This is a genomic window from Sphingobium wenxiniae (assembly GCF_007830065.1).
Taxonomy (GTDB): Bacteria; Pseudomonadota; Alphaproteobacteria; order Sphingomonadales; family Sphingomonadaceae; genus Sphingobium; species Sphingobium wenxiniae.
In genome coordinates this window covers 1-23,207 of the sequence record NZ_VLKK01000015.1, presented here as the reverse complement: position 1 = coordinate 23,207, position 23,207 = coordinate 1, and the positions used below count along the sequence as shown (strand labels likewise).

Genomic DNA, 23,207 nt, shown 5'->3' with positions numbered 1-23,207 from the left:
AAAAGACCGATGAAGGACAGACAGGATGTGGCGCTTGTTGCCGGGGGAGCGGGGTTTATCGGATCGCATCTGTGCCGGGCCTTGCTCGACAAGGGATTCGAGGTGATCTGCATGGACAATCTCCAGACGTCGCGCGCGATCAATCTGGAACGGCTGGAGAGCGAGCGCGCCTTTACCTTCTTTCGCGCCGACATCGTCGACCCGTTGCCGGACGCCGTGACCCGGCGACGGGATATCAGCCGCATCTACAATCTCGCCTGCGCGGCATCGCCGCCGCAATATCAGGTCGATCCGGAACATACCATGTTGACCAACGTGGTCGGAACCGACCGGCTGCTGCGGCTGGCCGAACAGAACGGCGCCCGTTTCCTGCTGACATCGACCAGCGAGGTCTATGGCGATCCCGAGACGCACCCGCAAAGGGAGGATTATCGCGGCTGGGTCAACTGCACCGGCCCGCGCGCCTGTTATGACGAGGGAAAGCGCGCCGCCGAAGCGATCGCGTTCGACTTTGCCCGGCTGGAGCGCGCGGAGGTGAGGGTGGCGCGCATCTTCAACACCTACGGCCCCAACATGCATCCGGATGACGGCCGCGTGATTTCCAACCTTCTCTGCCAGGCGCTGTCGGGCGAGGACATCACGATCTATGGCGACGGATCGCAGACCCGCAGCTTCTGCTTCGTGTCCGACATGGTGGACGGCCTCATCCGGCTGATGGAGGTCGACATGCCCGACTCCAAGCCCGTCAACCTGGGCAATCCCGAGGAATATACGATTCTCGAACTGGTGGAGCGGATCGTCGCTGAAACCGGAACGACATCGGCGGTAATCCATCGGCCCCTCCCCGTGGACGATCCGCGCCGCCGCAGGCCGGACATCCGGCGCGCCCGGACATTGCTGGACTGGGAACCGCGCATCCTGCTCGACGAGGGGTTGCGCGTCACCTGCGACTTCTTCGCCGAGGAAATCTGCGCCCGCCATGCCGAACATGGCGGCGCACGCGCGGGCCTCCTCCTTTCCTCGCCGCTCCGCACCCCGTTGGCTGCGGAATAGCGGCGGCGGGACAGGCGCGCATGCCCCGTTCCGCTGAAGACGACGGCAAGCGGGAACAGCTCACCGTCCCGCCGCCCGGTCCGTCCGGCATGGCCCCGGCGCTGGAACGCAACATATACGCCCTGCGCGAACGGCAGCGGCGGGAAGAGGGCGAGGCGAGCCGGGAGGCGCGGATCGCGAACGCGATCACCCGCTTCACCGGCAGCCTGCCCTTCGTATATCTGCATCTCGCCCTGTTCGGGGCGTGGATTCTGGTCAATCTGGGTTTCGTTCCCGGCGTCCCCCGGTTCGATCCGACCTTCGTGATCCTGGCGACCTGGGCTTCGGTCGAAGCGATCTTCCTGTCGACCTTCGTTCTGATCAGCCAGAACCGCGCGGTCGCGATGGCGGAGGGACGCGCGGCGCTGGATCTCCAGATCGGTCTGCTGGCCGAGCATGAGGTGACGCGGCTGGTTCGCCTGACCGCGTCGATCGCCGCACATCTGGGCATCCCCGAAGCGTCCGATCCCGAGTTGGAGGAACTGGGGCGCGACGTCGCGCCCGAGGCCGTGCTGGACGCGCTGGAAACCAATAAGGACGATCCTCCTTCCCGATGAAGGCCGCTCAGGACAGCCGCCAGCTTTCATCCATCGCGAGATAACCGCCGTCAAAGCTCCCTGCCGCCGCGAGCCGGTCCCAGTCGGGCACCTGCACGTCCCGGCCCTGAATGATGAGCAGATTGTCGCGCCGAAGGCCGCGGATGATGCGGTTCATATGCACCGGCGTCATCCCGAGCGCGTCCGCGAGCTGCGTCTGGACAGCGGACAGCGGAAACGCGGTGCGGCGGCCGAGGCCGGCGCGTTCCATCCGCACGCCAATCTCGCAAAAGAGATGGGCCGTCCGCATGCGCGCATCGCGGCGGCCGATGTTCACCACCCATTGCGAGGTGATGGAACCGTCGGCGACGCAATCCCGCCAGAACGCCTCCGCAATGCCGGGATAGGCATGGACCAGATCGAGCAGGTCGCGATGGGCGACCTTGAGGATGGCAAGGCGCGCCGACAGCGCCTGAAGCGCCCACTCCACCTTGGGCAGCATCAGCGAATATAGATCGCACATGTCGCCGGCGATGTGGATCGCCGTAATCTGACGATGCCCATTGTCCAACTGGCCGAAGCGGGCGGCAAAACCGGATACGATCAGGCAGGAAAAATCGGTCAGCTCGCCCGGCCTTATTATATCGCGATGCGGTTCGATTTCCGCTTGCCGCCCTTTTATCGAGAGGATTGCGGCCTGCTCCTCCTCGTTAAGGATGGAGCGCTGCTGCAGCCGCCTGAGGAACAGACGGAGGGCGGGGTGACGTGATGACATGGGCATATCTCCGGCCAGGCCGGGCAGCGTCGGTAAGGAACATGCCAGCGCCTTGAATGGATGGGGAAGTGCAGGCTCCGCAATTTGCGGCTTCGTTGAAACGAACGACCCTCGGCACGTTTCCCCCGGCGTCGAAGTTTATAACATGTGTTGGCCGCACCGGAACCATGATGCTGCTCACGTGTATCGGCTAGGACTTTCCGGCACCCGGCCCACCCCCCCGTGAACGCGAGGAGAACGCGCATGAGCAAAATCGGAGAAGACACAGGCGCCAAGAGCAAGGCGCGGACCTTCGAAACCGAAGTCGGCGGCGGTGGTGAACTGCACCAGATCGCGGGCAAGAAGGATGAGACGCTCACCACGCAACAAGGGGTTCCGATTGCCGACGACCAAAATTCCCTGAAGCTCGGCGAACGCGGCCCCACCCTGCTGGAGGATTTCCATTTCCGCGAGAAGATATTCCATTTCGATCACGAGCGCATTCCCGAACGGGTCGTCCACGCGCGCGGGTTCGGCGCACACGGCACCTTCACCCTGCATGAGAGCCTCTCCGAGTTCACCACGGCGAAGATTCTGACCGAAGTGGGCGAGCAGACGCCGATGTTCGTGCGGTTTTCCACGGTGGCCGGCAACAAGGGATCGTTCGACCTGGCGCGCGATGTCCGCGGCTTTGCCGTCAAATTCTACACCAAGGAAGGCAATTGGGACATTGTCGGCAACAACATTCCGGTCTTTTTCATCCAGGACGCGATCAAGTTTCCCGACCTGATCCATGCCGCCAAGCAGGAACCGGATCGCGGCTTTCCCCAGGCGCAGACCGCGCATGACAATTTCTGGGACTTCATCAGCCTGACGCCGGAATCCATGCACATGATCATGTGGGTGATGTCGGACCGGGCGATCCCCCGCTCCTTCCGCTTCATGGAGGGATTCGGCGTCCATAGCTTCCGCCTGATCGATGCGCAGGGCAAGGGCAGCTTCGTCAAATTTCATTTCAAGCCCACACAGGGCCTGCAATCGGTGCTGTGGAACGAGGCCGTCAAGATAAACGGGGCCGATCCCGATTATCACCGCCGTGACCTGTGGGATGCGATCGATCTTGGCAGCCCCCCGGAATGGGATCTGGGCGTGCAGATCTTCGACGACGATTTCGCCGAAAGGTTCGAGTTCGATGTGCTGGACGCGACCAAGATCATTCCCGAGGAGCAGGTGCCGGTGCGGCGCATCGGCACCTTCGTCCTGGACGCCCATGTCGAAAATTTCTTCGCGGAGACCGAGCAGGTCGCCTTCTGCACCCAGAATGTCGTGCCAGGCATCGGCTTTTCCAACGATCCGCTGCTGCAAGGGCGCAATTTTTCCTATCTCGACACCCAGTTGAAGCGCCTGGGTTCGCCCAACTTCACCCATATTCCGATCAATGCGCCCAAAGGCTGTCCGGTGCATAATTTCCAGCAGGACGGCCATATGGCGATGCGCAATCCCAAGGGGCGCGTGAATTATGAGCCCAATAGCTGGGGCGGGCCGCGCGAAAATCCCGATGCCGGCTACCGTCATCTTGCCGCGCAGGAAAGCGGGACGAAGCAGCAGACGCGCTCCCCCAGCTTCGCCGATCATTATAGTCAGGCACGGCAATTCTTCATCAGCCAGACTCCGATAGAGCAGAAGCATATCGGCGACGCGCTGGTGTTCGAACTGTCGAAATGCGAACGGCCCGACATTCGCGCGCGCATGGTCGGGCATCTGCGCAACATCGACGAGAGCCTGGCCAAGGCGGTCGCGGGGGGCCTTGGCCTGCCCGCCCTGCCCGATGCGGCGCCGGCCGCGGTCGCACCGCGCGCCGACCTTCCGCCTTCCGATGCGCTCTCGATCGTCAAAAACGGTCCCGAAAGCTTCGCGGGCCGGAAAATCGGCATTCTGGTCAGCGACGACGCGCCCGCGGAACTGGTCAAGGCACTGGTGAAGGAGATAAAGGCTGTCGGCGCGGTGTATGAAATCGTCGCGCCTCATGTCGCGGGCGCGAAGCTGGACGACGGCAGCATGGTGGAGGGCAAGCAGAAGATCGATGGCGGGCCTTCCGTTCTCTATGATGCGGTGGCGCTGATCCTGTCGCCCGACGGCGCGGCGCAACTGGCGCAGGACAAGACCGCCAAGGACTTCGTCAGCGACGCTTATGCGCATTGCAAGTTCATCGCCTATGTCGACGATGCGCTGCCGCTGATCGATCGCGCCGGCATTGCCGAACCGGACATGGACGAAGGCATGGTGCGGCTTGAAAAGGCGAGCGACGTCCCGCCGTTCCTGGCCATGTGCGCGCAGCTTCGGCTATGGGAACGGGAATTCAAGGTCGACCTGGACGCCGCCGGATTCCTCGACGCCCAAAGCAGCGCAGCCTGAACGCGGGGCACCGGTCGGGCGCCCGGTGCGCCCTCATCGATGCGGCCAGCCGTTTCATAGGGGCGGCCGCCCTTCCGCCTGATTGGCCCGGAGAAACATATGTGATTCTCCGATAGAATAGTTTGGTTACGATGATACCGCCGGGGGGCTTAACGGGGACGACCATGTTGAGCCAAGTTGCACCAAGCGAAGATCTTGTCTTTTTCCGGCCGCACCAGTTCCTGGCGCGGGAGAATGAGCAGCCCGACGGCCTGTTTCACATCCAGGAAGGATGGGCCTGCCGCTATCGTATGCTTTCCAATGGCCGTCGGCAGATCACGGCGTTATATCTGCCCGGAGACTGCTGCGAACCATGTTGGGCGCTTGGACGCCCATCCACGCAACCTGTCGTCGCGCTGACCAATATTCGGGCCAAGAAGGCTCCGTGCCGCATGTCGGGCGCTCTCTTCGCCGATAGCCGACAGAGCTTCTGGAAAAGTCTGGCCGACAGCTATGAGCGGCAAGCCAACTGGCTTGTCACGCTGGGACGAAAGACCGCGATGGAACGGCTTTCGCATCTCTTGCTGGAGCTGTTTGAGCGTATGCGCCAATCAGGGCTGGCCTATGGGCAGCAGTGCGCGCTGCCGCTCACGCAGATGGACATTGCGGACATCACGGGATTGACGCCCGTGCATGTCAACCGGACATTGCAGGCGATGCGCGCACGGGGACTGGTGGAGTTGCAGGCAAAATGGCTCCGCATCCCCGATCTTGGCATCCTGCGGGAGATCGCCGCCCTGGACGCGACGGAGACGCTCGCCTGAGCGATCCGGTCATGACCATCTCGATCAATCGCATGAACGGTGCTATGGGTTTGCACGGCGATGCCATTGGCAAGACGGGTTTCCGGCTTGGACACGAAGGGAATCGCGGTTTGCGGGTCGAGCAAGAAAATCGTCGAAAGCAGAGGCCGCTCGTAAGGCGAATGCCGCTCCGCGCCGGGCAGCGTGATCACGCGGGGAAAACCTGCATCACGCACTGCCCTGGCCGCGCATACGCCCGCCTGACCGGCGCCGACGATCCATGCGACGGCCCAAATCCGGCGGCGCCCGGACCTGCTGGCTGGCAAACGGAACGGAATCTGCGACTGTGTTGAAACCTGTCTATCCGCTTTATCTGAACAACGAGGCGCAGCAGCCCAATGCCGACCTCGAAGTGACCGACAAGTTCAGCGGCGAAGTGGCGTTCCGCTGCGCCCAGGCCGACGCGAAGACGATCGAGATGGGCATTCAGGGTGCGGTCGAGGCTGCTGAGCCGATGGCCCGGATGCCCGCCTATGAGCGGCAGGCGGTGCTCCAGCATTGCGTCGACCGCTTCAGGGAGCGCTTCGACGAACTCGCTTATGCGTTATGCGTCGAGGCGGGCAAGCCGATCAAGGATTCGGAAGGCGAAGTCGGCCGGCTGATCGACACATTCCGCATAGCCGCGGAAGAATCGGTGCGAATGACGGGCGAGGTCCAGCCGCTCGACATCAGCCCCCGCGCCAAGGGTTATCAGGGAATATGGAAACGGGTGCCGATTGGACCCTGCTCCTTCATTTCGCCCTTCAACTTCCCTCTCAACCTGGCCGCGCACAAGATCGCGCCGGCGATTGCGGTAGGTTGCCCCTTCGTGATGAAGCCCGCCAGCCGCACGCCGCTGGGCGCGCTCATCATGGGCGAGGTGCTCGCGGAGACCGGCTTGCCCAAGGGCGCCTTTTCGATCCTTCCAGCGCATCGCGAAGGCGCGGATCTCTTCACCACGGACGACCGGCTGAAGCTCCTTTCCTTCACGGGATCGCCCGATGTAGGCTGGGACCTCAAGGCGCGTTCGGGAAAGAAGAAGGTCGTGCTCGAACTCGGCGGCAATGCCGCGGTGATCATCGACAAGGATGCCGATCTCGACGATGCGCTCGACCGCGTCATCTTTGGCGCCTTCTACCAGTCGGGGCAGAGCTGCATCGGCGTCCAGCGCATCCTGGTCCACGCACAGGTTTATGATCGCTTCCGCGACATGCTCGTCGCCAGAACGAAGACGCTGGTCGCGGGCAATCCGCACGATCGCAATGTCTTTATCGGACCGATGATATCGGAGGGCGAGGCACAGCGGCTCGATGGCTGGATTCAGGAAGCCGTTGCCCAGGGCGCGAAGCTGCTCTGCGGCGGGAGGCGCGAAGGCGCGATGCTGGAGGCCACATTGCTTGAAAATGTCGATCCTTGCAGCAAGATCAATATCGAGGAGGCCTTCGGTCCGGTCGCCTTCCTGATGATGTTCTCGGACTTCAATGACGCGCTCGCCATGGTCAATGACAGCAAGTACGGGTTGCAGGCGGGCATCTTCACGCGCGACCTTTTCCAGATGTTCGATGCTTGGGACCGGCTCGACGTCGGCGGAGTCGTCATCAACGACGTGCCCAGCTACCGCGTCGACAACATGCCTTATGGCGGCGTCAAGGATTCGGGTCTAGGCCGCGAGGGGGTTCGATTCGCGATGGAGGATATGACCGAGATCCGGAACCTCGTGATCAGGCGGAACTAGGAGGGGCGTGAAGGCCCGGGCGGCAGTCGCGATCTCGATCCAGGGACCGTCCCAGCCCCATTTTTGATTTTAGCGCCTTCGCTTCGGGGCCGGTGCCCGTGGATCAAAGGGTAATGGTTGCCCGTAATCCGCCGCGTCTTCGATTCTCGAGACGGATACTCCCGCCAAGCCGGGTGATGGAACGGCGGACGATCGCCAGACCAAGACCGGCGCCGCCGGTGTTCCGATTGCGCGAGCCTTCGAGCCGCCGAAACGGCTCGAAGACCATGTCGAGCTGATCGACTGGAATGCCCGGCCCCTGATCCTCGACGACGATGCGGACGCCGTCATCACCTTGCGAAAGACGGATCTCGGCCTGCCCGGCATGCCGGATGGCATTCTGGACGAGATTGTCGATCGCGCGCTGGAGCTTGATCGGCCGTGTCACCAGTTCGAGGCTGGCAGGCCCCTCATAATGCACGGCGCTTCCCATATCCTGCGCATCGTGAACGATGGTGACGACCAGCGAGGCAAGATCGATCAGACGTTCTTCTTCGGGGTCGGCGCCGCGCAGGAAATCCAGGATCGAACGCATGAAGGCTTCCATCTCATCGATATCGTGACCGATTGCGGCGCGAAGCTCCTGGTTCCGGACATTGGCCGCGCGTAGCCTCAGGCGCGCGATCGGCGTGCGCAGGTCATGCGACACGGCCGCCAAAGCCTGTATTCGTTCATTGACCTGATCGAGCAGGCGCGCCTGCATCGCGTTGAACGCGGCCGCAACGCGACGGACCTCGCGCGGGCCTTCCTCGGCAGCCGGCGTGACGTCCTCCCGGCCCACCCGGTCGGCCGCGTCCGCCAGCTTGCGAAGCGGCCGGCCGAGCAGCCGCGCCAGTATCAGCGCCAATATCGTGACGCAGGCCACCAACATCAGCACCGCGCCGATATGGCCGTGGAGAGGCCTGGAGGTATCGAGATAGCCGGCGGCGCGAAAGGTCATCCACGAGCCGTCGCCTAGCTGCCACGCGCCCGCGAGGGACGTGCCGGCCGTCGATAGCCATATGGCCCGCCCTTCAAGATCGGGCTGAATGGCCCGGAGAGTCCGGGAAACCACGGCAAGGTTCGGATCAGCGCCGGTGGCGGATGGCGCCTTCGGTCGCCAGGCGAGAACAAGCGGCTCGCGCCACAGGTCAGCCCGCTCAAGCTCGACCGCGACAATTTCTACGGGTTCGCCAACCGCGATTTCCGCGAGACGGAGGGGCATTTCGGTTCGGCGGTGCTGGAATATGATATCGTTGACGGCATCACGCTGCACAATTCCACCCGCCTCGTTCGCACCGCCAACGAATATATTTTCAGCCGCCCGAGCTTCAACACGACGACGGCCACGCCCGCGACCGGCCTCGTCGTGATCGATTTCCGTTCGGCCAACATCCTTACCGAAGGCTTCCTCAACCAGACGGATCTGCGCGGCAAGTTCGAGACGGGCGGCATCGAGCACAGCTTCATCGCCGGCATCGAATATAGCGAGGAAAAGCAACGGAACCGGCCAGCCTGGGCGCAGGCGCCTGGCTCCGGCACGCTGTTCCAGCCGCTCAACAACCCCGATCCCTATGCCGCGTTCAACCCTCTCGTGAAGACACCGTTCACGACACCGGCGGTGCCGATCAAGCACGAAACCAAAGCGGCCTTCCTGTTCGATACGCTGAAATTCTCCGAACAGTTCCAGCTTAATCTCGGCATCCGCTACGACGACTATGAAGTGTCGGACGGCACGCGAACCGCGAAGAACGACTTCTGGAACTATCAGGCCGGCATCGTCTACAAGCCGGTGCCGAACGGCAGCATCTATCTTTCCTATGGCACATCGTCCAATCCCTCGGGCGAATGCGCCGGCATGGCCGGCGGCGCGGAAGGCGCGGGCGCCTGCACGCTCAACGCCAACAACGTCAATCTGAAGCCCGAGCGCGCCAAGAGCTGGGAACTGGGCACCAAATGGGATCTGCTCGACGAGCAGCTTTCGCTGACCGCAGCCCTGTTCCAGACCGAGAAGACCAATGCGCGCGCCACCGACCCGGTCACGGGAACCGTTCAGTTGATCGGCAACAATCGCGTCCGCGGCTTCGAGGTCGGCGTGTCGGGCAATATCACGCCGGAATGGAACATCTTCGGCGGCTATACCTATCTCGACGCCAAGCTGCTGGACGATGGCGATGGAAACAACGACGGCAACAGGATCAAGTTCGTCGCTCCGCACAGCTTCAGCATCTGGACGACCTACAACGTCACGCCGGAGGTCAATATCGGCGGCGGCGTCAACTATACGGGCACGCGCTATGTGAATGATGCCAACACGCAGAAGTTCAAGCCTTATGCCCGCGTGGACGCCACGATCGGATATAAGGCGAACGAAAATCTGGACCTTCGCGTCAACGTGCAGAATCTGACCGACAAGCTCTATTATGATGCTTCACATGTGGGCATCTTCGCCAATGTGGCGCCGGGCCGGTCCGCCTTGCTGACCGCGAATCTGCGCTACTAGGCCTTTGCGAGAAGGCTATCCGTGGGCCTGCGGGGGGCCTCCCCCGCAGGCCCGTTTACACCATCAGGATAACCGCCAGGCACAATAAAGCACCAAGGATCGAAGCGAACGGCGCTTTGAGCGCGCGGCGCCGGCCCCTGCCCCATCGCGAAGGAGCGACCGTCATGGTAAGGAGGCTCGTGGAAATCCCGTTCATGTTGCAGGATCAATGAAAATAGAAACAATCCCCGATGCCGATTGCCGGATAATCCGGCCGCTGGAATCGCCTGAATCATGATGCTCCAGATTCCGGAACTCCTGTCCGACGCGGATGTCAGGCAAGCTCGCGAAGCCCTGGATCGGGCGGCATGGGAAGATGGCCGCGCAACGGCGGGGCGCCAGGCCGTCAACGTGAAGAGCAACCTTCAACTGCCGCTCGACAGTCCGGCGGCTCGCGACCTGGGCAATCTCATTCTCGACCGGCTCGGCCGAAGCCCGCTATTCATCGCCGCGGCCTTCCCGCTTCGGGTGCTGCCACCACGCTTCAACCGCTATGAAGGCGGCGGCGCCTACGGCAATCACATCGACAATGCGCTGTTTCGCGTGCCCGGCGCCGATTCCTATGTCCGCACCGACATATCCTGCACCCTGTTCCTCAACGATCCGGGCGAATATGAAGGCGGCGAACTGGTCGTCGAGGACAGCTATGGCGATCATCGGGTGAAGCTGCCTGCGGGGGACATGATCATCTATCCAGGCACCAGCCATCATCGCGTCACGCCCGTCACCCAAGGCGCGCGGCTTGCCGCCTTTTTCTGGACGCAGAGCCTGGTTCCGTCGGAGGTTCAGCGCAAGACGCTGTTCGAACTGGACGCGGCGATCCAGCAGTTGAGCGCCGATCATCCCGATCATGCGTCGGTCAACCCGCTCACCGGCGTCTATCACAATCTGTTGCGGCAATGGTCGGTCACATGACCGGAACGCCCGCGCCGCAACCGCCTTTGACGGCTATTCCTGGCGATCTGCAAAGCCTGTCCGATTATGAGCGGCGCGCCGAACGGCATATGCCGCTTGAAACATGGCATCATATCCAGGCCGGCGCGGGCGCGGGCACCTCGCTCGCGGCCAACAGGATGCAGTTCGACCGATATCGCCTTGTGCCTCGAATGCTGACGGACATGCAGGGCGCGACGACCGGGATGGAGTTGTTCGGCCTGCGCCACGCGGCCCCCATCCTGCTTGCGCCTGTCGCCTATCATCGGCTCGCCCATCCGCAAGGCGAACTGGCGACCGCCAGCGCCGCGACCGCGCTCGACACGACGATGGTGGTCAGCACGCTGTCCAGCATCCCGCTGGAAGACATAGCGCAAGCCGCCCGAGCGGCAGCCGTTGAGCTAGGCCGGACCGCGCCGCCTCCTCTCTGGTTCCAGCTCTATGTCCAGCCCGACCGCGCCTATACGGCCGAGTTGATCCATCGGGCCGAGGCGGCCGGTTATCAGGTTCTGGTGTTCACGGTGGACGCATCGGTAAAGCGATCCGACTTCACCTTGCCCCCCGACGTCGATGCCGCCAATCTTCGCGGCATGCCGAGGCTGTCCCAGAACGCCAGCGCGGCCGGGGGGCAGATCGTTTTCGGCACGCCGCTGCTCGATGCAGCGCCCACATGGGAGAGCCTTGCCTGGCTTCGCACGGCCACGAAGCTGCCGATCGTGGTGAAGGGATTGCTGTCTCCCCATGATGCGAAGCGGGCGGTCGAGCACGGGGCCGACGGGATCATTGTCTCCAATCATGGCGGGCGGGTCCTCGACGGCCTTATTCCGCCGCTCGACGCGCTGCCGGCGATGGTCGAGGCCGTGGAGGACAGGATACCGCTGCTGCTCGATAGCGGCGTGCGTCACGGCACGGACGTCCTCAAGGCTCTGGCGCTTGGCGCAAGAGCGGTGCTGATCGGCCGTCCGCAGGTCCATGCGCTTGCGGTGGCCGGGATGCAGGGCGTGGCCCACATGCTCCATATCCTGCGGGCGGAGCTTGAACTGGCGATGGTGCAAACGGGATGTGCGCGCCCCGCGGCAATCCAGCGGCATCATCTGGCAGACGGCAGCTAGCTGGCGCATTGCGCGCTTTATCGCCTAACGTCCGCCATGTTGCCGTCCCTATGGGCGGGCGTGCGAAGCTCACCAGTCATCGCGAGCAACCCGCGTGTCCGTCGTTTCATCCAACATAATGAACAATCGTTCCGCCACGAAATCTATGGCGGCGTTCTTGTCCAGTTCGAAGTCCGGCCGGGACGCAGCACCGCAGAACTGTTCGATCAGCATGATCGCGAAATCCGCTTCAACCTCCCTGCGCGGCCGCGCATCAAGCGGCATACTGTCCAGATCGAACGCAGGATAGCGCGTGCCAAGCATCGCGATCGTTCGCGCCCGATGCTCGCTCAACAGGATGCGCACCTCATCTGCGAGCACAATTTCTCCATTGAACAACCCCAGGATGCCATTGTGCTTCTCGACATCGCTCAGATATTTGGCCAGCCAAGCTCTCACATTTTCGAAAGTGAGGGTCGGAAGCTGCAAGAGCTGCGCATATATGTGATCGGTGGCGCGCAGGCTCTGGGCTATGAGTTCCACCAGCAAGGCGTTCTTGCTGGGATAATACAAATATAGTGTCGCGCGCCCGATGCCCGCTTCAACAGCGATATCCTCCAGCGATACCGTCCGTACATCCGCGCGATAGAAACATATACGGGCCGCCTTTCTGATCCGTGCCCGGGTGACCAGTTTATGTTCTTCACGCAACGAAGGTCGATTGCGTTTCGAACCCTTTTTTACTTCCATGGCCTTCCTTCAATCTCTTTTGCGTTACGGACGCCGCCCTGGCGCTCCTCACCTTCACGGGACGCTCCGCAGGATCCGCCATGACGGAAGTATACAGGCCATAGCCGCATGGCAATCAGCCACATTTGGCCGCATCCGCCGCGCGGCTTGAAACCGCGCGGCGGTAGAGCCGTTAGAACGCGTAGCGCGCTTGCAGTCCAAATGTGCGGGGCGTGCCAGGATTCTTTACCGAAAATCCCAGGGCCTGTACATATTGACCGCCCGGGAAATAGTGCTTGTCCGTGAGGTTGCGGACCCAAATGCCTAGATCCAACTGCGTTCCGCCGACGCGCTCCCAATCTAGGCGGGCGTCAAAGGTTGTATAGCCGTCGATGATGGCGTTCTTCCTGACGGATTGGGGCGGGGTGCCGTCGGTATCGGTGACATTGGTGGGGTTGAAGGACGGCGTGCCATCGGCCGCGACGCTGGACGAGACGTAGGACCCGCTGAGCTGCACGAAAAACCGTCCCAGCGACTCATCCACCGGGATCTGCAGCCGAGCGTTTCCGGATAATGTGTGGCGCGGTGCGCCGGCGAATGGCGACGCCGTGAAATCCAGCACCGTTCCGTCTGGATTGGTCACGATGAACTTTTTGTATTTGGCATCGGAGAACGCATAGGAAACATTAAGTTCCAACAACTCGAAAGGGCGAAACATCTGCTCGATCTCTATGCCCCTCACGCGTGCGGACTGCACGTTCAAGATGACCGAACGGGTGACGAAGATATCACTGCCGGTCGCGGGATCGACGACGAGTTCCTGCGTGCTGGTACTGCGCTGCGCGCCTTTGAAATCGCCGGTATACAAGGCGATATTCGTCCGCGCCTTAGCTCCGCCGATCCGATAATCGGCCTTGAGCCCCAGTTCATAGTCGGTCAGCAACTCGGGCTGGTAAGGCAGGAATTCGACCGGGGCCCGGGGTGCGTTGAAGAAGCCGCCCGCGCGATACCCTTTCCGCGTAGCCAGATAGGTCAGCAGATTATTGTTGATCTTGTAATCGACCGAAAAATTATAGGTCATTTTGGAGAATGACGCATCGACGGTCTTCTCGCACGGATTGAGCACGCCTGCAGCCGGCAAAGCCCCTGCCTGAAGGCGGCAGGTCACGGTCAGATCCCCCACCCCGCTAAAGTCACGGCCGGTATAGACGCCGAGAATGTTCTTGCCACGGTTGGTCATCTGGCGGCGGTCCCACGTATAACGTAGGCCAGCGGTCACAGAGAAACCGTCGATCCCCGGAATCTTGTAAGTCATCTGTCCAAATAATGAGTAGCTACGATTGATGGCATCGAGATCGGATGCCGATGTCGAACCCAGGGTCGGCGTAAACTGAAGCTCGTGCCCTTCCTCTTCGAAGAAAAATCCGCCGAACTGGTAACTCAGTGTATTGTCGAACGCTGTACCGAGCAGCTGTATCTCGTTGCTGACCTGATTCATCTTGATCTTGTTCGTCGCGTACAACACATCCTTCGCTGTACCATCAATGTCGAACGTGACGAACGCGTTCAGGTGGCGATACCCGAATATGTTCTTGAGCGTGACCCCGCCGATCTCAGCCGTCGTGATGTTGGAGATTTGATAGGCCTTGATGTCGATGCCATTGCGGTCGACATTCGACGTGGTCGCATTCCACTTTTGTCCGTCCAGCTTATCAAGTTCGGCGCACATCCCCGCAACCTGGTTGCTGATACCTGCAGGATCGCAGGTCGCCAGGCGATAGGCAGTACCTGCTCCGGTCTGATGAAGCGCATCCAGCACTGTCGTATTGGTCACACCGCTGGTGGGCGTTAGCTTGACGGAAAAGCGAAAGGCATCGGTATTGTCATCGTCGACCGAATAGCCCTTGCCCACCACGGGCATATAGCCGTCACGCTCGCTATGCCGCCCAGACAGACGGATTTGGATCGCGTCGTTGACGGGAATGTTGATGGCGCCTTCGATTTCCCGCAGGTCATAGTTGCCTGCGCCGACCTTGAGGTAGCCGGTAAATTCCTCCGTCGGCGCCTGCGGGGTGATCAGCAGCGCGCCGCCCGTCGAATTGCGGCCGAAGAGCGTACCTTGCGGCCCCTTCAGCACCTGGACGGATGCCAGGTCATAGAGCGCCGCGTTGCCTCCCAACATGCGCATGTTCGGCACCTCGTCGAAATAGACGACGACTGATGGATCGAATGTGATGTTTCCGAGATTTTGCCGCTGTGAGCGGAGTGTCAGAGACACCGACTTCGAGGATAGTGCTGAAGGCTGGAATACAAGCCCCGGAGCAACGCGCACCAGGTCGGCGATCTCCGTCACGTTCGCGCGCTCGATCTGTTCGGTCGACAAGGCGATGATCGCCTGCGGCACATCCTGCAGCCTCTCTGCGCGCCGACGCGCGGTCACGACGATGTCATCGGTCGCGTCCGATGCCTGCAGGGCATTTTCCGATGCTGCTGCGTCGTTTGCAGGCTGCTCCTGCGCCCATGCGCCTCCGGATGCACATGCCGCCGCCAGCGCGACCAAGCTCGCGCGAAAATCCTTCTTGTTCATTTCACTCCCCTTAAATCGGCGCCGGCGACTTAACTGCCGCCGATCGCGCCTCCAGTCGCACATAGTTATTAATACCACAATCCGATATATGGACGAGAGTACAAATTTTGGCCATACGTCCGGAATCCTCCGCCGGTTTCAGTTCTGCAACGCCAGAAGATCAGGAGAACGGGTCGGCGCCCTCCAGATTTCGGGCCGATCGCGGACCGGATAATCCTGCTACGTGATGGCGCCCCTCATAGACTGTCGGCCACAGCCTGGCGCGCAGGCGCCCGCCCCATCCAAAATGCCGTTACCGCCAGCGGTCCGAATATGGCGTAGGTCAGCATGAGCGAACTACCCACCCTGTCCGGGTTGCGAAACAGAAAGTCGGTAAATGCCGCGACCATGCTTGGGCCGGTGCACAAACCGATCACATTGATCACGAACAGGTAAAGCGCCGACGTTCGGGCCCGTAGTTCAGGCGGCGTGATGATCTGAAGATGAGCGGCCGCCAACCCGCTTATCGAAAACAGCATATAACAAATCCCGGCAAATATGATCGATATCACCAGTGAATTGACCAGGAATGTGCACACCCCGACAACCGTCAGTGCAAGGGTCGCGATAAGCGCGTAGCGAAAATGCGCGTCGGTCGTGCCCCTGCCGAACCATCGGTCGGCGATAGCGCCGGCGGATAGAAATCCTGCCACGCCCCCTATGGCGGTAGAGAGGGCCAGAATGTTCCCGATAGCCGCCATGTTAAGATGAAAATGACGGACCAGATAGGTGGGAAACCATGCCGCATGGCCATAGGCGAGGAGCGTCACTAGGCCGAACCCGAAGAAATGCCATGTCAGGTACGCACGTCGAACGCGCAAGAACGCCCCGAACGTACTGTGCGGGCGTTCGGAGATAGCCACAGCCGGACGATCGGCGCGAGAGGATATGAGGAAGACGATCGGCGCGATGACAATGCCTGGCAGGCCGAAAAGGATGAAGGTCGCCTGCCACGGCTCGACTTCTCCGATAATCGGCAACATGACCGATCCCATGGACGCCATCCACGCGATCACCATACCGCCCAAGGATAGCGAAATGGCCCCGCCCAGAATTGCGCCTATGCCGTATACGCCAATTGCGAAGCCCAGCCTCTCTCGCGGAAACAACATGCTCAGCATGGCGTAGCTGGCAGGAGACAGGACTGCCTCGCCTGCGCCGACCCCGAAGCGGGCGAGCATCAACTGGCCATATGTCCTTGCCAGCCCGCATGACGCGGCGCAAACCGACCAGAGACTGATACCCCAGTAGACAACCTTACGGCGGGAAAAACGGTCGAGCAACCATCCGGTCAGCAATCCGCAAGTCGCATAGAATAGGCCAAACGCCGTTCCCTGCAGCAGGCTGATCTGAAAATCACTGATCTGAAGGCTTTGTTTGATCGGCCCCACCATCAGAGAAATGAGGTTACGGTCGATCATGGCAATGATGTATAGAAACTGCATGATGAACACCGCTCGCCATGCGCCGCTGGCGTTTGGCTGAATACCGGCCCGGCTGTCTGTTCTTTTCGGATCAGAATACATATCGGGCTTCTGGTCCGGAGGTTCTGTGCGCGCCCGGGATGGTCGTCATGGGGTTCGACCCAGTGACGTTGACCCCGGCAATCACGCGGCCCTGTTTCGTATGATTGCGCGCAAACGCTCCGGCAACGGAGTCGCTATGGCTAAAGGACTGCTGCCGGTCGGGCCTTGCAGCGCCAGTTGCGAGCATGATGCCTGCCGGTATCACGGATTTCAATGCCATCCTCCCTCTATCGACCACCCGAATTTGCGCGTCTTTGCGGACTAGGCATTCAGCCCGGCGGCCTGCCAGGCAACCGAAAAAACCATTCATCATGGATGTGTTTCCATTTCTTGGACTCAATTCTTGATATTGACCATGTCCGTTCGGCGGGGAACGGTGGATGGGCGCAATTAAGGCGGCGTCCGGCCCCGAAGCGCCGGAAAACCCAGAACAGAATGGGACGGGGGAGAAAATGAAAAGCGTGCTAGTCGATATCGACGGACCTTTGGCGACCATCACGATGAATCGTCCAGAGCGTCGCAACGGCATGGATCTCGACATGGTCCACGCGATGCACGATACGCTGGCGACACTGGCGACCCGGCGAGACGTCACTGTCGTCATCCTTACCGGTGCCGGAGACCACTTCTGCGTGGGCGCCGACATTGGCGGGACGGAGGCGGACCCCGAAGCGGTCACGCATCGGCGGCTCGCCCCCGCATATCATTCCACGACCTTGCTGCACACCATGCCTCAGGTGACCATCGCCGCCATCGGTGGCGGCTGCGCCGGCGCGGGGCTTGGCTGGGCTGCGGCCTGCGACCTGCGCTTCGCTTCGGATCGCGCGCGTTTTTCTACCGCGTTTCTCAACGTCGGCGTCGCCGGAGACATGGGCGCGGCCTGGGTCGTACAACAGGCGGTGGGACCAGCGCGGGCGCGTGAGCTGTTCCTGTTTCCCGAAAAGTTCGGGGCCGAGGATGCCCTGCGTTTCCATCTGGTCACACGGATATTCCCAGCGGCGACCCTGCTCCAGGAAAGCCGCGCCCTCGCGCTCCAGCTTGCGGGGCGCTCCGCTTATGCGCTTGAGGCCATCAAGGCTAACTTCGTCGCCGCAGAGCGCCTTTCGCTCGAGGATTTCATCGAATTGGAAGGGGCGCGTCACATGCATTTGATAGGTAGCCGGGAAAGCACAGCCGCCTTCGAGGCTTTCGCCGGACGGGCCGGCACCGTATGAATTTCGAGCTTTCCCCGGAACAGGAAATGCTGCGCGAAATGCTGCAGCGTTTCATGACGGAAAAATGCGGTCGTGACGTGGTCCGTGCCATCGTGGACGGCCAGGACGAATGGGCTGCGGAACTCTGGAATGCCATGCAGCAGCTCGGCCTGCTCGGCATCGGCATCGACGAGATCCTTGGCGGAACGGGCGGCTGCCTCATGGAGGTCTGCCTCGTCGCGGAGGCACTGGGTCACGGCCTCGCGCCGGTGCCCTTCGTTCCGACCGCGTTGGTGTCCCAGATCATCGCCCGGTTCGGGAACGAACATCAGCGTGAGCGGCTGCTCCCCGGCATCATCGCGGGCGGCGTGAGGACGACGATCGCCGCCATCGATGGCCAGTTCGCGGACGGGACGATTTCCGGCACAGCGCCGATCGCGCTGGACGGTGCGATCGCCGACATAGCTCTTCTCGCAACCAATACGCATCTTGTCATCGTCCCGCTCGATGGGCCTCATGTCACCCGCACACCCATCGGCTCCGTCGATCGCACGCGGAGCATCGCACGTCTTTCCCTCGCCGCGGCGCCGGCCGATGCTCTTCCGGATGCGGCGCTGGACTGGTGGCAGGACGCCGCCGCAGTACTGAGCGGTTTCGAGCAACTGGGCGGCACAGAGCGCGTCATCGCGATGACGCGTACCCATGTGCTGGAGCGGCGCAGCTTCGGCCGCGCGATAGGCAGCTATCAAGCGGTCAAGCATCGCCTTGTCGACATGCATATCAAGGCGCTGATTGCGCGCGCTCATGCCTATCACGGCGCTTGGGCGCTGATGACGGATGCGCCCGAACGGCGCCTCGCCGCCGCCGGCGCCCGCGTGGCCGCCAGTGAAGCCTATCGTTTTTCGGCGCGTGAAGGACTCCAGCTTCACGGCGCGATGGGCACCTCCTGGGAGCATGATGCCCATCTTCATCTTCGCCGTGCCGAAATGCTGGGCCTGGTCTGGGGCGGCAGTCGCATATGGAAGGAGCGCGTCGTCGTCCAGTTGGAGCAGGCCCATGTCTGAGGCAATGATGGATTTCAACGATTCGCCCGAACAGGCCAACTACCGCATGCAGTGTCGAAGCTGGCTGGCTGAAGCACTGACGGATTTCGATGGGCGGCGCCCGCACTTTCCCGACTTCGACGTGCCGGAGGTCATGGCCGCCGCCCGCGCCTGGCAATCACGCAAGGCGGCGGCCGGTTACGCCGCGATATCCTCGCCGCGCGGTTATGGCGGCGGCGGCGGCAGCCGGATCGAACAGGAAATATTCGACCAGGAGGAAAGGGCTTCCCCAGCGCCCTTCACCGATGTGTTCGACATAGGCCTCGGCATGGCCCTGCCTACCATGGCGGCATTCGCGACCCCGGAACAGAAAAGTGCCCTGCTTCCCCCGCTGATCGCCGGACGCGATATCTGGTGCCAGCTTTTCTCGGAACCCTCCTGCGGTTCGGATCTGGCCGCCGTCCGCACCCGCGCCATCCGGGATGGGACGGACTGGATACTCGACGGGCAGAAGATATGGACGTCCTACGCCCAACATGCGGATTATGGTCTCATCCTAACGCGTAGCAATCCGGACGTACCCAAGCACAAAGGGCTTACCTGTTTCTTCATCGACATGCGCGCGCCGGGCGTCGAGGTGCGCCCGATCGTGCAGATGGCGGGCATTGCCGAATATAATGAGGTATTCTTTACCGGCGTTCGCGTCCCTGACGCGCAGCGCTTGGGAGAGGTCGACGGCGGCTGGTCGGTCGCGCTGTCCACCCTGATGCACGAACGCACGCTGGGCGGCGCAGGCAAGGTCCGTGGCCTGACCATCGCCGACATAATCGAGGGCGCCCGCAAACTGCAGATCGGCGATGTGCCCGCGCTGGCGGACGGGGCGGTACGCGAACGGATTGCGGACTGGTGGATCGATATGGAGGGTATCCGCCTTAACTATTACCGCGCACTGACCTTGCTAACACGGGGGGAGACGCCCGGTCCGGAGTTCTCCGCCGGGAAGCTGATGAGCGGCCGCCAGGTGCAGGAGATGGCCGCCTTCATGCTCGACCTCTCGGGGCCGTCGGCCATCGACATCGGCGATGACAGCGACAGCGCGGGTCTGGCCATGGAATGGCTGATGGCGGCGCGGCGCAGGCTGGCGGGCGGCGCCGACGAGATCATGAAGAACATCCTTGCAGAACGCGTACTCGGCCTGCCCGTCGAACCGCGACTGGACAAGGACATCCCTTTTCGCGACCTTTTCTGAGCGGTACGCCCGCATTGGAGCATGACATGTCCCTGAATCATTTTGCCGGCATCAATCCCGACAAGCCCGCCGTGATCATCGCCGACACTGGCGAAAGCATCAGCTTTCGCGACCTGAACGATGCATCGGCCGCTCTCGCGCGGCGCCTGCGCGTCAATCTTGACGAAGGTGATCGCGTCGCCATCCTTCTGCCTAACGGCATATCCTATTTCATCGCCGCTTGGGCCGCGCGCCGTGCCGGGCTGCGTTATGTCCCTATCAACTGGCATCTGCTGCGCGATGAAACCGCCTACATTGTCGATAATTCGGATGCGCGCGTCGTCATCTCGAACATCCAGATGCGCGAGATCGCGTCCTACGCGGCAGGTCGAAGCCCATCGGTCAGGGCTTGCTATTCGATGGACGAATCTTTCGACGGCTTCCTGGCGATGAATGAAGGGCCTGAAGCGCCCGCGATCGAAGAGCGCGAAGGCGTTCCGATGTTCTACTCGTCAGGGACCACTGGCGCGCCCAAGGGCATATTGCAACCGCTGCCCAACGCCCCCTTCGGCCAGAACGCCCGTGTCGAGGATTTGATGGCTGCCGAATATGGCTTCGATGCCGATAGCATCTATCTCTCGCCTGCCCCCCTCTATCATGCCGCCCCGCTCGCCTGGACCATGGGCACTCAGGCGTTCGGCGGAACAGCCATCGCGATGCGCAACTTCGATGCGGAGGGTGTGCTCGCCGCAATCGACCGTTACCGGGTAACTCATGCACAGTTCGTGCCCACCCATTTCATTCGTATGCTCAAATTGCCCGAAGCGGTTCGGTTTCGCTATGACCTGTCTAGCGTGAAGCTCGCGCTCCATGCCGCAGCACCCTGTCCGGCCGAGGTAAAGGAACAGATGCTCGACTGGTGGGGTCCGGTGATCGAGGAATATTACGGCGCGAGCGAAGGCGGCTTCACCCGTGCGAGCGCGAAGGAATGGCGCGAGCGCCCCGGCACCGTAGGCCAATCGCGGCTTGGCCCGATCCATATTCTCGACGACCGCGGAACAGAACTGCCCATCGGCGAGATCGGCACCATCTTCTTCGAGGGCAGCACCAGCTTCAGCTTTCACAAGGAGCCCGAAAAGACACGCGAGCATGTCGATCCGCGCGGATGGTCTGCCCCTGGAGATCTCGGTTATATCGATGCCGACGGCTATCTTTTCCTGGCCGATCGCAAGAGCAACATGATCATCTCGGGCGGCGTAAACATCTACCCGCAGGAGGCTGAAAACGTCCTTGCCCTGCACCCCGACGTCTCGGATGTCGCGGTCATCGGTATCCCTCATCCCGACTTCGGCGAAGAGGTGAAGGGTGTGGTCGTACCTGCCGGTCCGCTCGCCGATGCGGCCGATCTGGAGGCGCGGCTCATCGCCTATTGTCGCGAACGGCTGGCGCATTTCAAATGCCCCCGCTCGATCGATTTCGTCGACGATCTGCCGCGCCTGCCTACCGGCAAACTGCGCAAGCGCGAACTGGTCGAACGCTATGCGAGCCGGACTAAGCGGGCGGCGCGGCATTAACTGGGAAGGAAGATCATGGCGGTCGATTTTGAACGCGACGGGTCAATCGCGACGATTACCATTAACCGGCCGGAGGCACGCAATGCGCTGGATGTCGACAATTATGTCCAACTCGCCAATGCCTGGCGCCGGATACGCGACGACCCGGCGATCCGTGTTGCTATCATCACAGGCGTTGGCACCAGCTTCTGCGCGGGTGCCGATCTCAAGAGCCTGATCCCGCTGGTCACATCCGACAGCACGATGCGCGGCGGCACGGACAGCGAGGCCCTGCCCGCAAGCGACGTGAATACCGGCGTGCTCCGCCAGTTCACGCTCAACAAGCCCATCATCGCGGCGGTCAACGGGTTCTGCGTCGCCAGCGGCATGGAAATGCTGCTGGGCACCGATATCCGCATCGCCGCCAGATCGGCATCCTTCGGCCTGCCCGAAGTGTGCCGCGGCCTGTTCGCATCGGGCGGCAGCACCGTGCGTCTGCCCCGCCAGATCCCTTTCATCCACGCCATGGACATATTGCTGACGGGCAGAAGAATAAGCGCAGACGAGGCGCTTTCCATGAACATCGTGAACAAGGTCGTGCCGGACGACGAACTGATGACCACTGCCCGCGATTATGCCAGGATGATCGCCGCCAACTCGCCCTTCGCCGTGCAACAGACCAAGCGCAGCGTGATGGAGGGGCTGGGCATGGAGCGCGATGCTGCTTTCGACAGCGAACAGGCGATCGGTTCGGACGTGTTCGGCCATGTCGATGCCCGGGAGGGCCCACTTGCCTTCGTGGAGAAGCGCGCCGCTGTCTGGAGCGATGAATGATGGATCGTTATTCCGCGCCGCAAGGCCCGCTGACCGGGATCAGGGTGATCGAATTCGCGGCGATCGGCCCCGCGCCCTTCTGCGCGATGCTGCTTTCGGACATGGGCGCCGATGTCGTCCGGATCGATCGCACGCTGCAGGACGCCTTTCCCGATCCCGTGACGAATCGCGGCCGGGCGGCGGTCCATCTCGACCTGAAATCGGACGCCGGCCGCGCGGCCGCTCTGGACGCCATCGCGCTGGCGGACGTGCTGATCGAGGGATATCGTCCCGGCGCCATGGAGCGTCTGGGCCTGGGTCCGGATGCGGCGCTCGCCCGCAATCCGCGACTGATTTACGGCCGGATGACCGGCTGGGGCCAGACCGGGCCGCTGGCCGACCGGGCGGGCCACGATATCAACTATATCGCGATCACCGGCGCGCTCGAAGAGATAGGCGAAGCCGGCGGCCGGCCGATACCGCCCCTCAACCTGGTGGGCGATTTTGGCGGTGGGGCGCTTTATCTGGCCTTCGGCATCGCCGCGGCCCTTGTCGAGCG

General features: G+C 62.1%; 20 protein-coding genes and 1 pseudogene. 14 read left to right on the top strand and 7 right to left on the bottom strand.

Annotation, left to right across the window (positions count from 1 at the left end; genetic code table 11):
- The first annotated feature begins 9 nt into the window (after window positions 1-9).
- Entirely contained in the window at window positions 10-1,053 is a 1,044-nt protein-coding gene (locus IQ35_RS15985; RefSeq protein ID WP_021245161.1) for a GDP-mannose 4,6-dehydratase, read from the top strand.
- A 20-nt stretch (window positions 1,054-1,073) separates the two neighbouring features.
- Complete coding sequence (locus IQ35_RS15980) at window positions 1,074-1,649, top strand: DUF1003 domain-containing protein (RefSeq protein ID WP_021245160.1); 576 nt, start codon at window positions 1,074-1,076, stop codon at window positions 1,647-1,649.
- 7 nt (window positions 1,650-1,656) lie between these two features.
- Here the strand turns inward: IQ35_RS15980 and IQ35_RS15975 are convergent, their stop codons facing one another.
- Entirely contained in the window at window positions 1,657-2,403 is a 747-nt protein-coding gene (locus tag IQ35_RS15975) for a Crp/Fnr family transcriptional regulator (RefSeq protein WP_021245159.1), read from the bottom strand.
- A gap of 243 nt (window positions 2,404-2,646) precedes the next feature.
- Here IQ35_RS15975 and IQ35_RS15970 point away from each other — a divergent pair, with 243 nt between their 5' ends.
- Both IQ35_RS15970 and IQ35_RS15965 read left to right on the top strand, forming a co-directional pair.
- Complete coding sequence (locus IQ35_RS15970) at window positions 2,647-4,797, top strand: catalase (protein WP_145074833.1); 2,151 nt, start codon at window positions 2,647-2,649, stop codon at window positions 4,795-4,797.
- A gap of 164 nt (window positions 4,798-4,961) precedes the next feature.
- Complete coding sequence (locus IQ35_RS15965; RefSeq protein ID WP_021245157.1) at window positions 4,962-5,600, top strand: Crp/Fnr family transcriptional regulator; 639 nt, start codon at window positions 4,962-4,964, stop codon at window positions 5,598-5,600.
- Window positions 5,601-5,620: 20 nt separating this feature from the next.
- Here IQ35_RS15965 and IQ35_RS21935 read toward each other — a convergent pair.
- A pseudogene (locus tag IQ35_RS21935) lies at window positions 5,621-5,905 on the bottom strand (FAD-dependent oxidoreductase); the annotation flags it as partial.
- Between the two features lie 20 nt (window positions 5,906-5,925).
- Here IQ35_RS21935 and IQ35_RS15960 point away from each other — a divergent pair.
- Window positions 5,926-7,353, top strand: a complete 1,428-nt coding sequence (locus tag IQ35_RS15960) for an aldehyde dehydrogenase family protein (protein ID WP_242003371.1) — start codon at window positions 5,926-5,928, stop codon at window positions 7,351-7,353.
- Between the two features lie 103 nt (window positions 7,354-7,456).
- Here the strand turns inward: IQ35_RS15960 and IQ35_RS15955 are convergent, their stop codons facing one another.
- Window positions 7,457-8,263: an ATP-binding protein gene (locus IQ35_RS15955; protein ID WP_242003375.1), complete on the bottom strand. Its 807-nt coding sequence runs from the start codon at window positions 8,261-8,263 to the stop codon at window positions 7,457-7,459.
- A gap of 147 nt (window positions 8,264-8,410) precedes the next feature.
- On the opposite strand from IQ35_RS15955, the gene IQ35_RS15950 reads away from it, so the two are divergent.
- From IQ35_RS15950 to IQ35_RS15940, 3 genes are all read left to right on the top strand, one after another.
- A complete protein-coding gene (locus tag IQ35_RS15950; RefSeq protein ID WP_145074824.1) occupies window positions 8,411-9,874 on the top strand; it encodes a TonB-dependent receptor domain-containing protein in 1,464 nt (487 codons plus the stop codon).
- 273 nt (window positions 9,875-10,147) lie between these two features.
- The gene (locus tag IQ35_RS15945) at window positions 10,148-10,828 is read left to right on the top strand and encodes a Fe2+-dependent dioxygenase (RefSeq protein ID WP_145074822.1); all 681 of its coding nucleotides are present in this window, start codon (window positions 10,148-10,150) and stop codon (window positions 10,826-10,828) included.
- Window positions 10,825-11,958, top strand: coding sequence for an alpha-hydroxy acid oxidase (locus IQ35_RS15940; RefSeq protein WP_242003370.1), 1,134 nt, complete (start codon window positions 10,825-10,827; stop codon window positions 11,956-11,958). The genes IQ35_RS15945 and IQ35_RS15940 overlap by 4 nt, the downstream gene beginning before the upstream one ends.
- A gap of 69 nt (window positions 11,959-12,027) precedes the next feature.
- On the opposite strand, the gene IQ35_RS15935 is transcribed toward IQ35_RS15940, so the two are convergent.
- The 4 genes from IQ35_RS15935 to IQ35_RS21090 all read right to left on the bottom strand — a co-directional run bounded on the left by IQ35_RS15935 (window position 12,028) and on the right by IQ35_RS21090 (window position 17,131).
- Complete coding sequence (locus IQ35_RS15935; protein ID WP_145074816.1) at window positions 12,028-12,687, bottom strand: TetR/AcrR family transcriptional regulator; 660 nt, start codon at window positions 12,685-12,687, stop codon at window positions 12,028-12,030.
- Between the two features lie 172 nt (window positions 12,688-12,859).
- Window positions 12,860-15,253: a TonB-dependent receptor gene (locus tag IQ35_RS15930; RefSeq protein WP_158636681.1), complete on the bottom strand. Its 2,394-nt coding sequence runs from the start codon at window positions 15,251-15,253 to the stop codon at window positions 12,860-12,862.
- Window positions 15,254-15,489: 236 nt separating this feature from the next.
- Window positions 15,490-16,818, bottom strand: coding sequence for an MFS transporter (locus IQ35_RS15925; protein ID WP_145074810.1), 1,329 nt, complete (start codon window positions 16,816-16,818; stop codon window positions 15,490-15,492).
- A complete protein-coding gene (locus IQ35_RS21090) occupies window positions 16,808-17,131 on the bottom strand; it encodes a hypothetical protein (RefSeq protein WP_158636680.1) in 324 nt (107 codons plus the stop codon). Before IQ35_RS21090 ends, IQ35_RS15925 begins: the two co-directional genes overlap by 11 nt.
- A gap of 139 nt (window positions 17,132-17,270) precedes the next feature.
- Here IQ35_RS21090 and IQ35_RS15920 point away from each other — a divergent pair, with 139 nt between their 5' ends.
- The 6 genes from IQ35_RS15920 to IQ35_RS15895 form a co-directional block, all read left to right on the top strand.
- The gene (locus tag IQ35_RS15920; protein WP_145074807.1) at window positions 17,271-18,032 is read left to right on the top strand and encodes an enoyl-CoA hydratase/isomerase family protein; all 762 of its coding nucleotides are present in this window, start codon (window positions 17,271-17,273) and stop codon (window positions 18,030-18,032) included.
- Window positions 18,029-19,075 (top strand): acyl-CoA dehydrogenase family protein, encoded by a 1,047-nt coding sequence (locus IQ35_RS15915; RefSeq protein ID WP_145074805.1) that lies wholly within the window; start codon window positions 18,029-18,031, stop codon window positions 19,073-19,075. Before IQ35_RS15920 ends, IQ35_RS15915 begins: the two co-directional genes overlap by 4 nt.
- Window positions 19,068-20,303 (top strand): acyl-CoA dehydrogenase family protein, encoded by a 1,236-nt coding sequence (locus IQ35_RS15910; protein WP_199739972.1) that lies wholly within the window; start codon window positions 19,068-19,070, stop codon window positions 20,301-20,303. Before IQ35_RS15915 ends, IQ35_RS15910 begins: the two co-directional genes overlap by 8 nt.
- Before the next feature lie 26 nt (window positions 20,304-20,329).
- Entirely contained in the window at window positions 20,330-21,856 is a 1,527-nt protein-coding gene (locus tag IQ35_RS15905) for an AMP-binding protein (protein WP_145074802.1), read from the top strand.
- A 15-nt stretch (window positions 21,857-21,871) separates the two neighbouring features.
- Window positions 21,872-22,669 (top strand): enoyl-CoA hydratase-related protein, encoded by a 798-nt coding sequence (locus IQ35_RS15900; protein WP_145074799.1) that lies wholly within the window; start codon window positions 21,872-21,874, stop codon window positions 22,667-22,669.
- A partial coding sequence (locus tag IQ35_RS15895) for a CoA transferase (RefSeq protein WP_199739942.1) occupies window positions 22,666-23,207 on the top strand: 542 nt, incomplete at its 3' end. The genes IQ35_RS15900 and IQ35_RS15895, both read left to right, overlap by 4 nt.

Excerpts from the sequence above, each read along its gene's own strand:
- IQ35_RS15940 (WP_242003370.1), top strand. The coding sequence starts at position 10,825 with ATGACCGGAACGCCCGCGCCGCAACCGCCTTTGACGGCTATTCCTGGC.
- IQ35_RS15970 (WP_145074833.1), top strand. The coding sequence starts at position 2,647 with ATGAGCAAAATCGGAGAAGACACAGGCGCCAAGAGCAAGGCGCGGACC.
- IQ35_RS15965 (WP_021245157.1), top strand. The coding sequence starts at position 4,962 with ATGTTGAGCCAAGTTGCACCAAGCGAAGATCTTGTCTTTTTCCGGCCG.
- IQ35_RS15910 (WP_199739972.1), top strand. The coding sequence starts at position 19,068 with ATGTCTGAGGCAATGATGGATTTCAACGATTCGCCCGAACAGGCCAAC.
- IQ35_RS15980 (WP_021245160.1), top strand. The coding sequence starts at position 1,074 with ATGCCCCGTTCCGCTGAAGACGACGGCAAGCGGGAACAGCTCACCGTC.
- IQ35_RS15925 (WP_145074810.1), bottom strand. The coding sequence starts at position 16,818 with ATGTATTCTGATCCGAAAAGAACAGACAGCCGGGCCGGTATTCAGCCA.
- IQ35_RS15915 (WP_145074805.1), top strand. The coding sequence starts at position 18,029 with ATGAATTTCGAGCTTTCCCCGGAACAGGAAATGCTGCGCGAAATGCTG.
- IQ35_RS15975 (WP_021245159.1), bottom strand. The coding sequence starts at position 2,403 with ATGTCATCACGTCACCCCGCCCTCCGTCTGTTCCTCAGGCGGCTGCAG.
- IQ35_RS15945 (WP_145074822.1), top strand. The coding sequence starts at position 10,148 with ATGATGCTCCAGATTCCGGAACTCCTGTCCGACGCGGATGTCAGGCAA.
- IQ35_RS15920 (WP_145074807.1), top strand. The coding sequence starts at position 17,271 with ATGAAAAGCGTGCTAGTCGATATCGACGGACCTTTGGCGACCATCACG.
- IQ35_RS21090 (WP_158636680.1), bottom strand. The coding sequence starts at position 17,131 with ATGATGAATGGTTTTTTCGGTTGCCTGGCAGGCCGCCGGGCTGAATGC.
- IQ35_RS15935 (WP_145074816.1), bottom strand. The coding sequence starts at position 12,687 with ATGGAAGTAAAAAAGGGTTCGAAACGCAATCGACCTTCGTTGCGTGAA.
- IQ35_RS15900 (WP_145074799.1), top strand. The coding sequence starts at position 21,872 with ATGGCGGTCGATTTTGAACGCGACGGGTCAATCGCGACGATTACCATT.
- IQ35_RS15985 (WP_021245161.1), top strand. The coding sequence starts at position 10 with ATGAAGGACAGACAGGATGTGGCGCTTGTTGCCGGGGGAGCGGGGTTT.
- IQ35_RS15930 (WP_158636681.1), bottom strand. The coding sequence starts at position 15,253 with ATGAACAAGAAGGATTTTCGCGCGAGCTTGGTCGCGCTGGCGGCGGCA.
- IQ35_RS15955 (WP_242003375.1), bottom strand. The coding sequence starts at position 8,263 with ATGTTGGTGGCCTGCGTCACGATATTGGCGCTGATACTGGCGCGGCTG.
- IQ35_RS15905 (WP_145074802.1), top strand. The coding sequence starts at position 20,330 with ATGTCCCTGAATCATTTTGCCGGCATCAATCCCGACAAGCCCGCCGTG.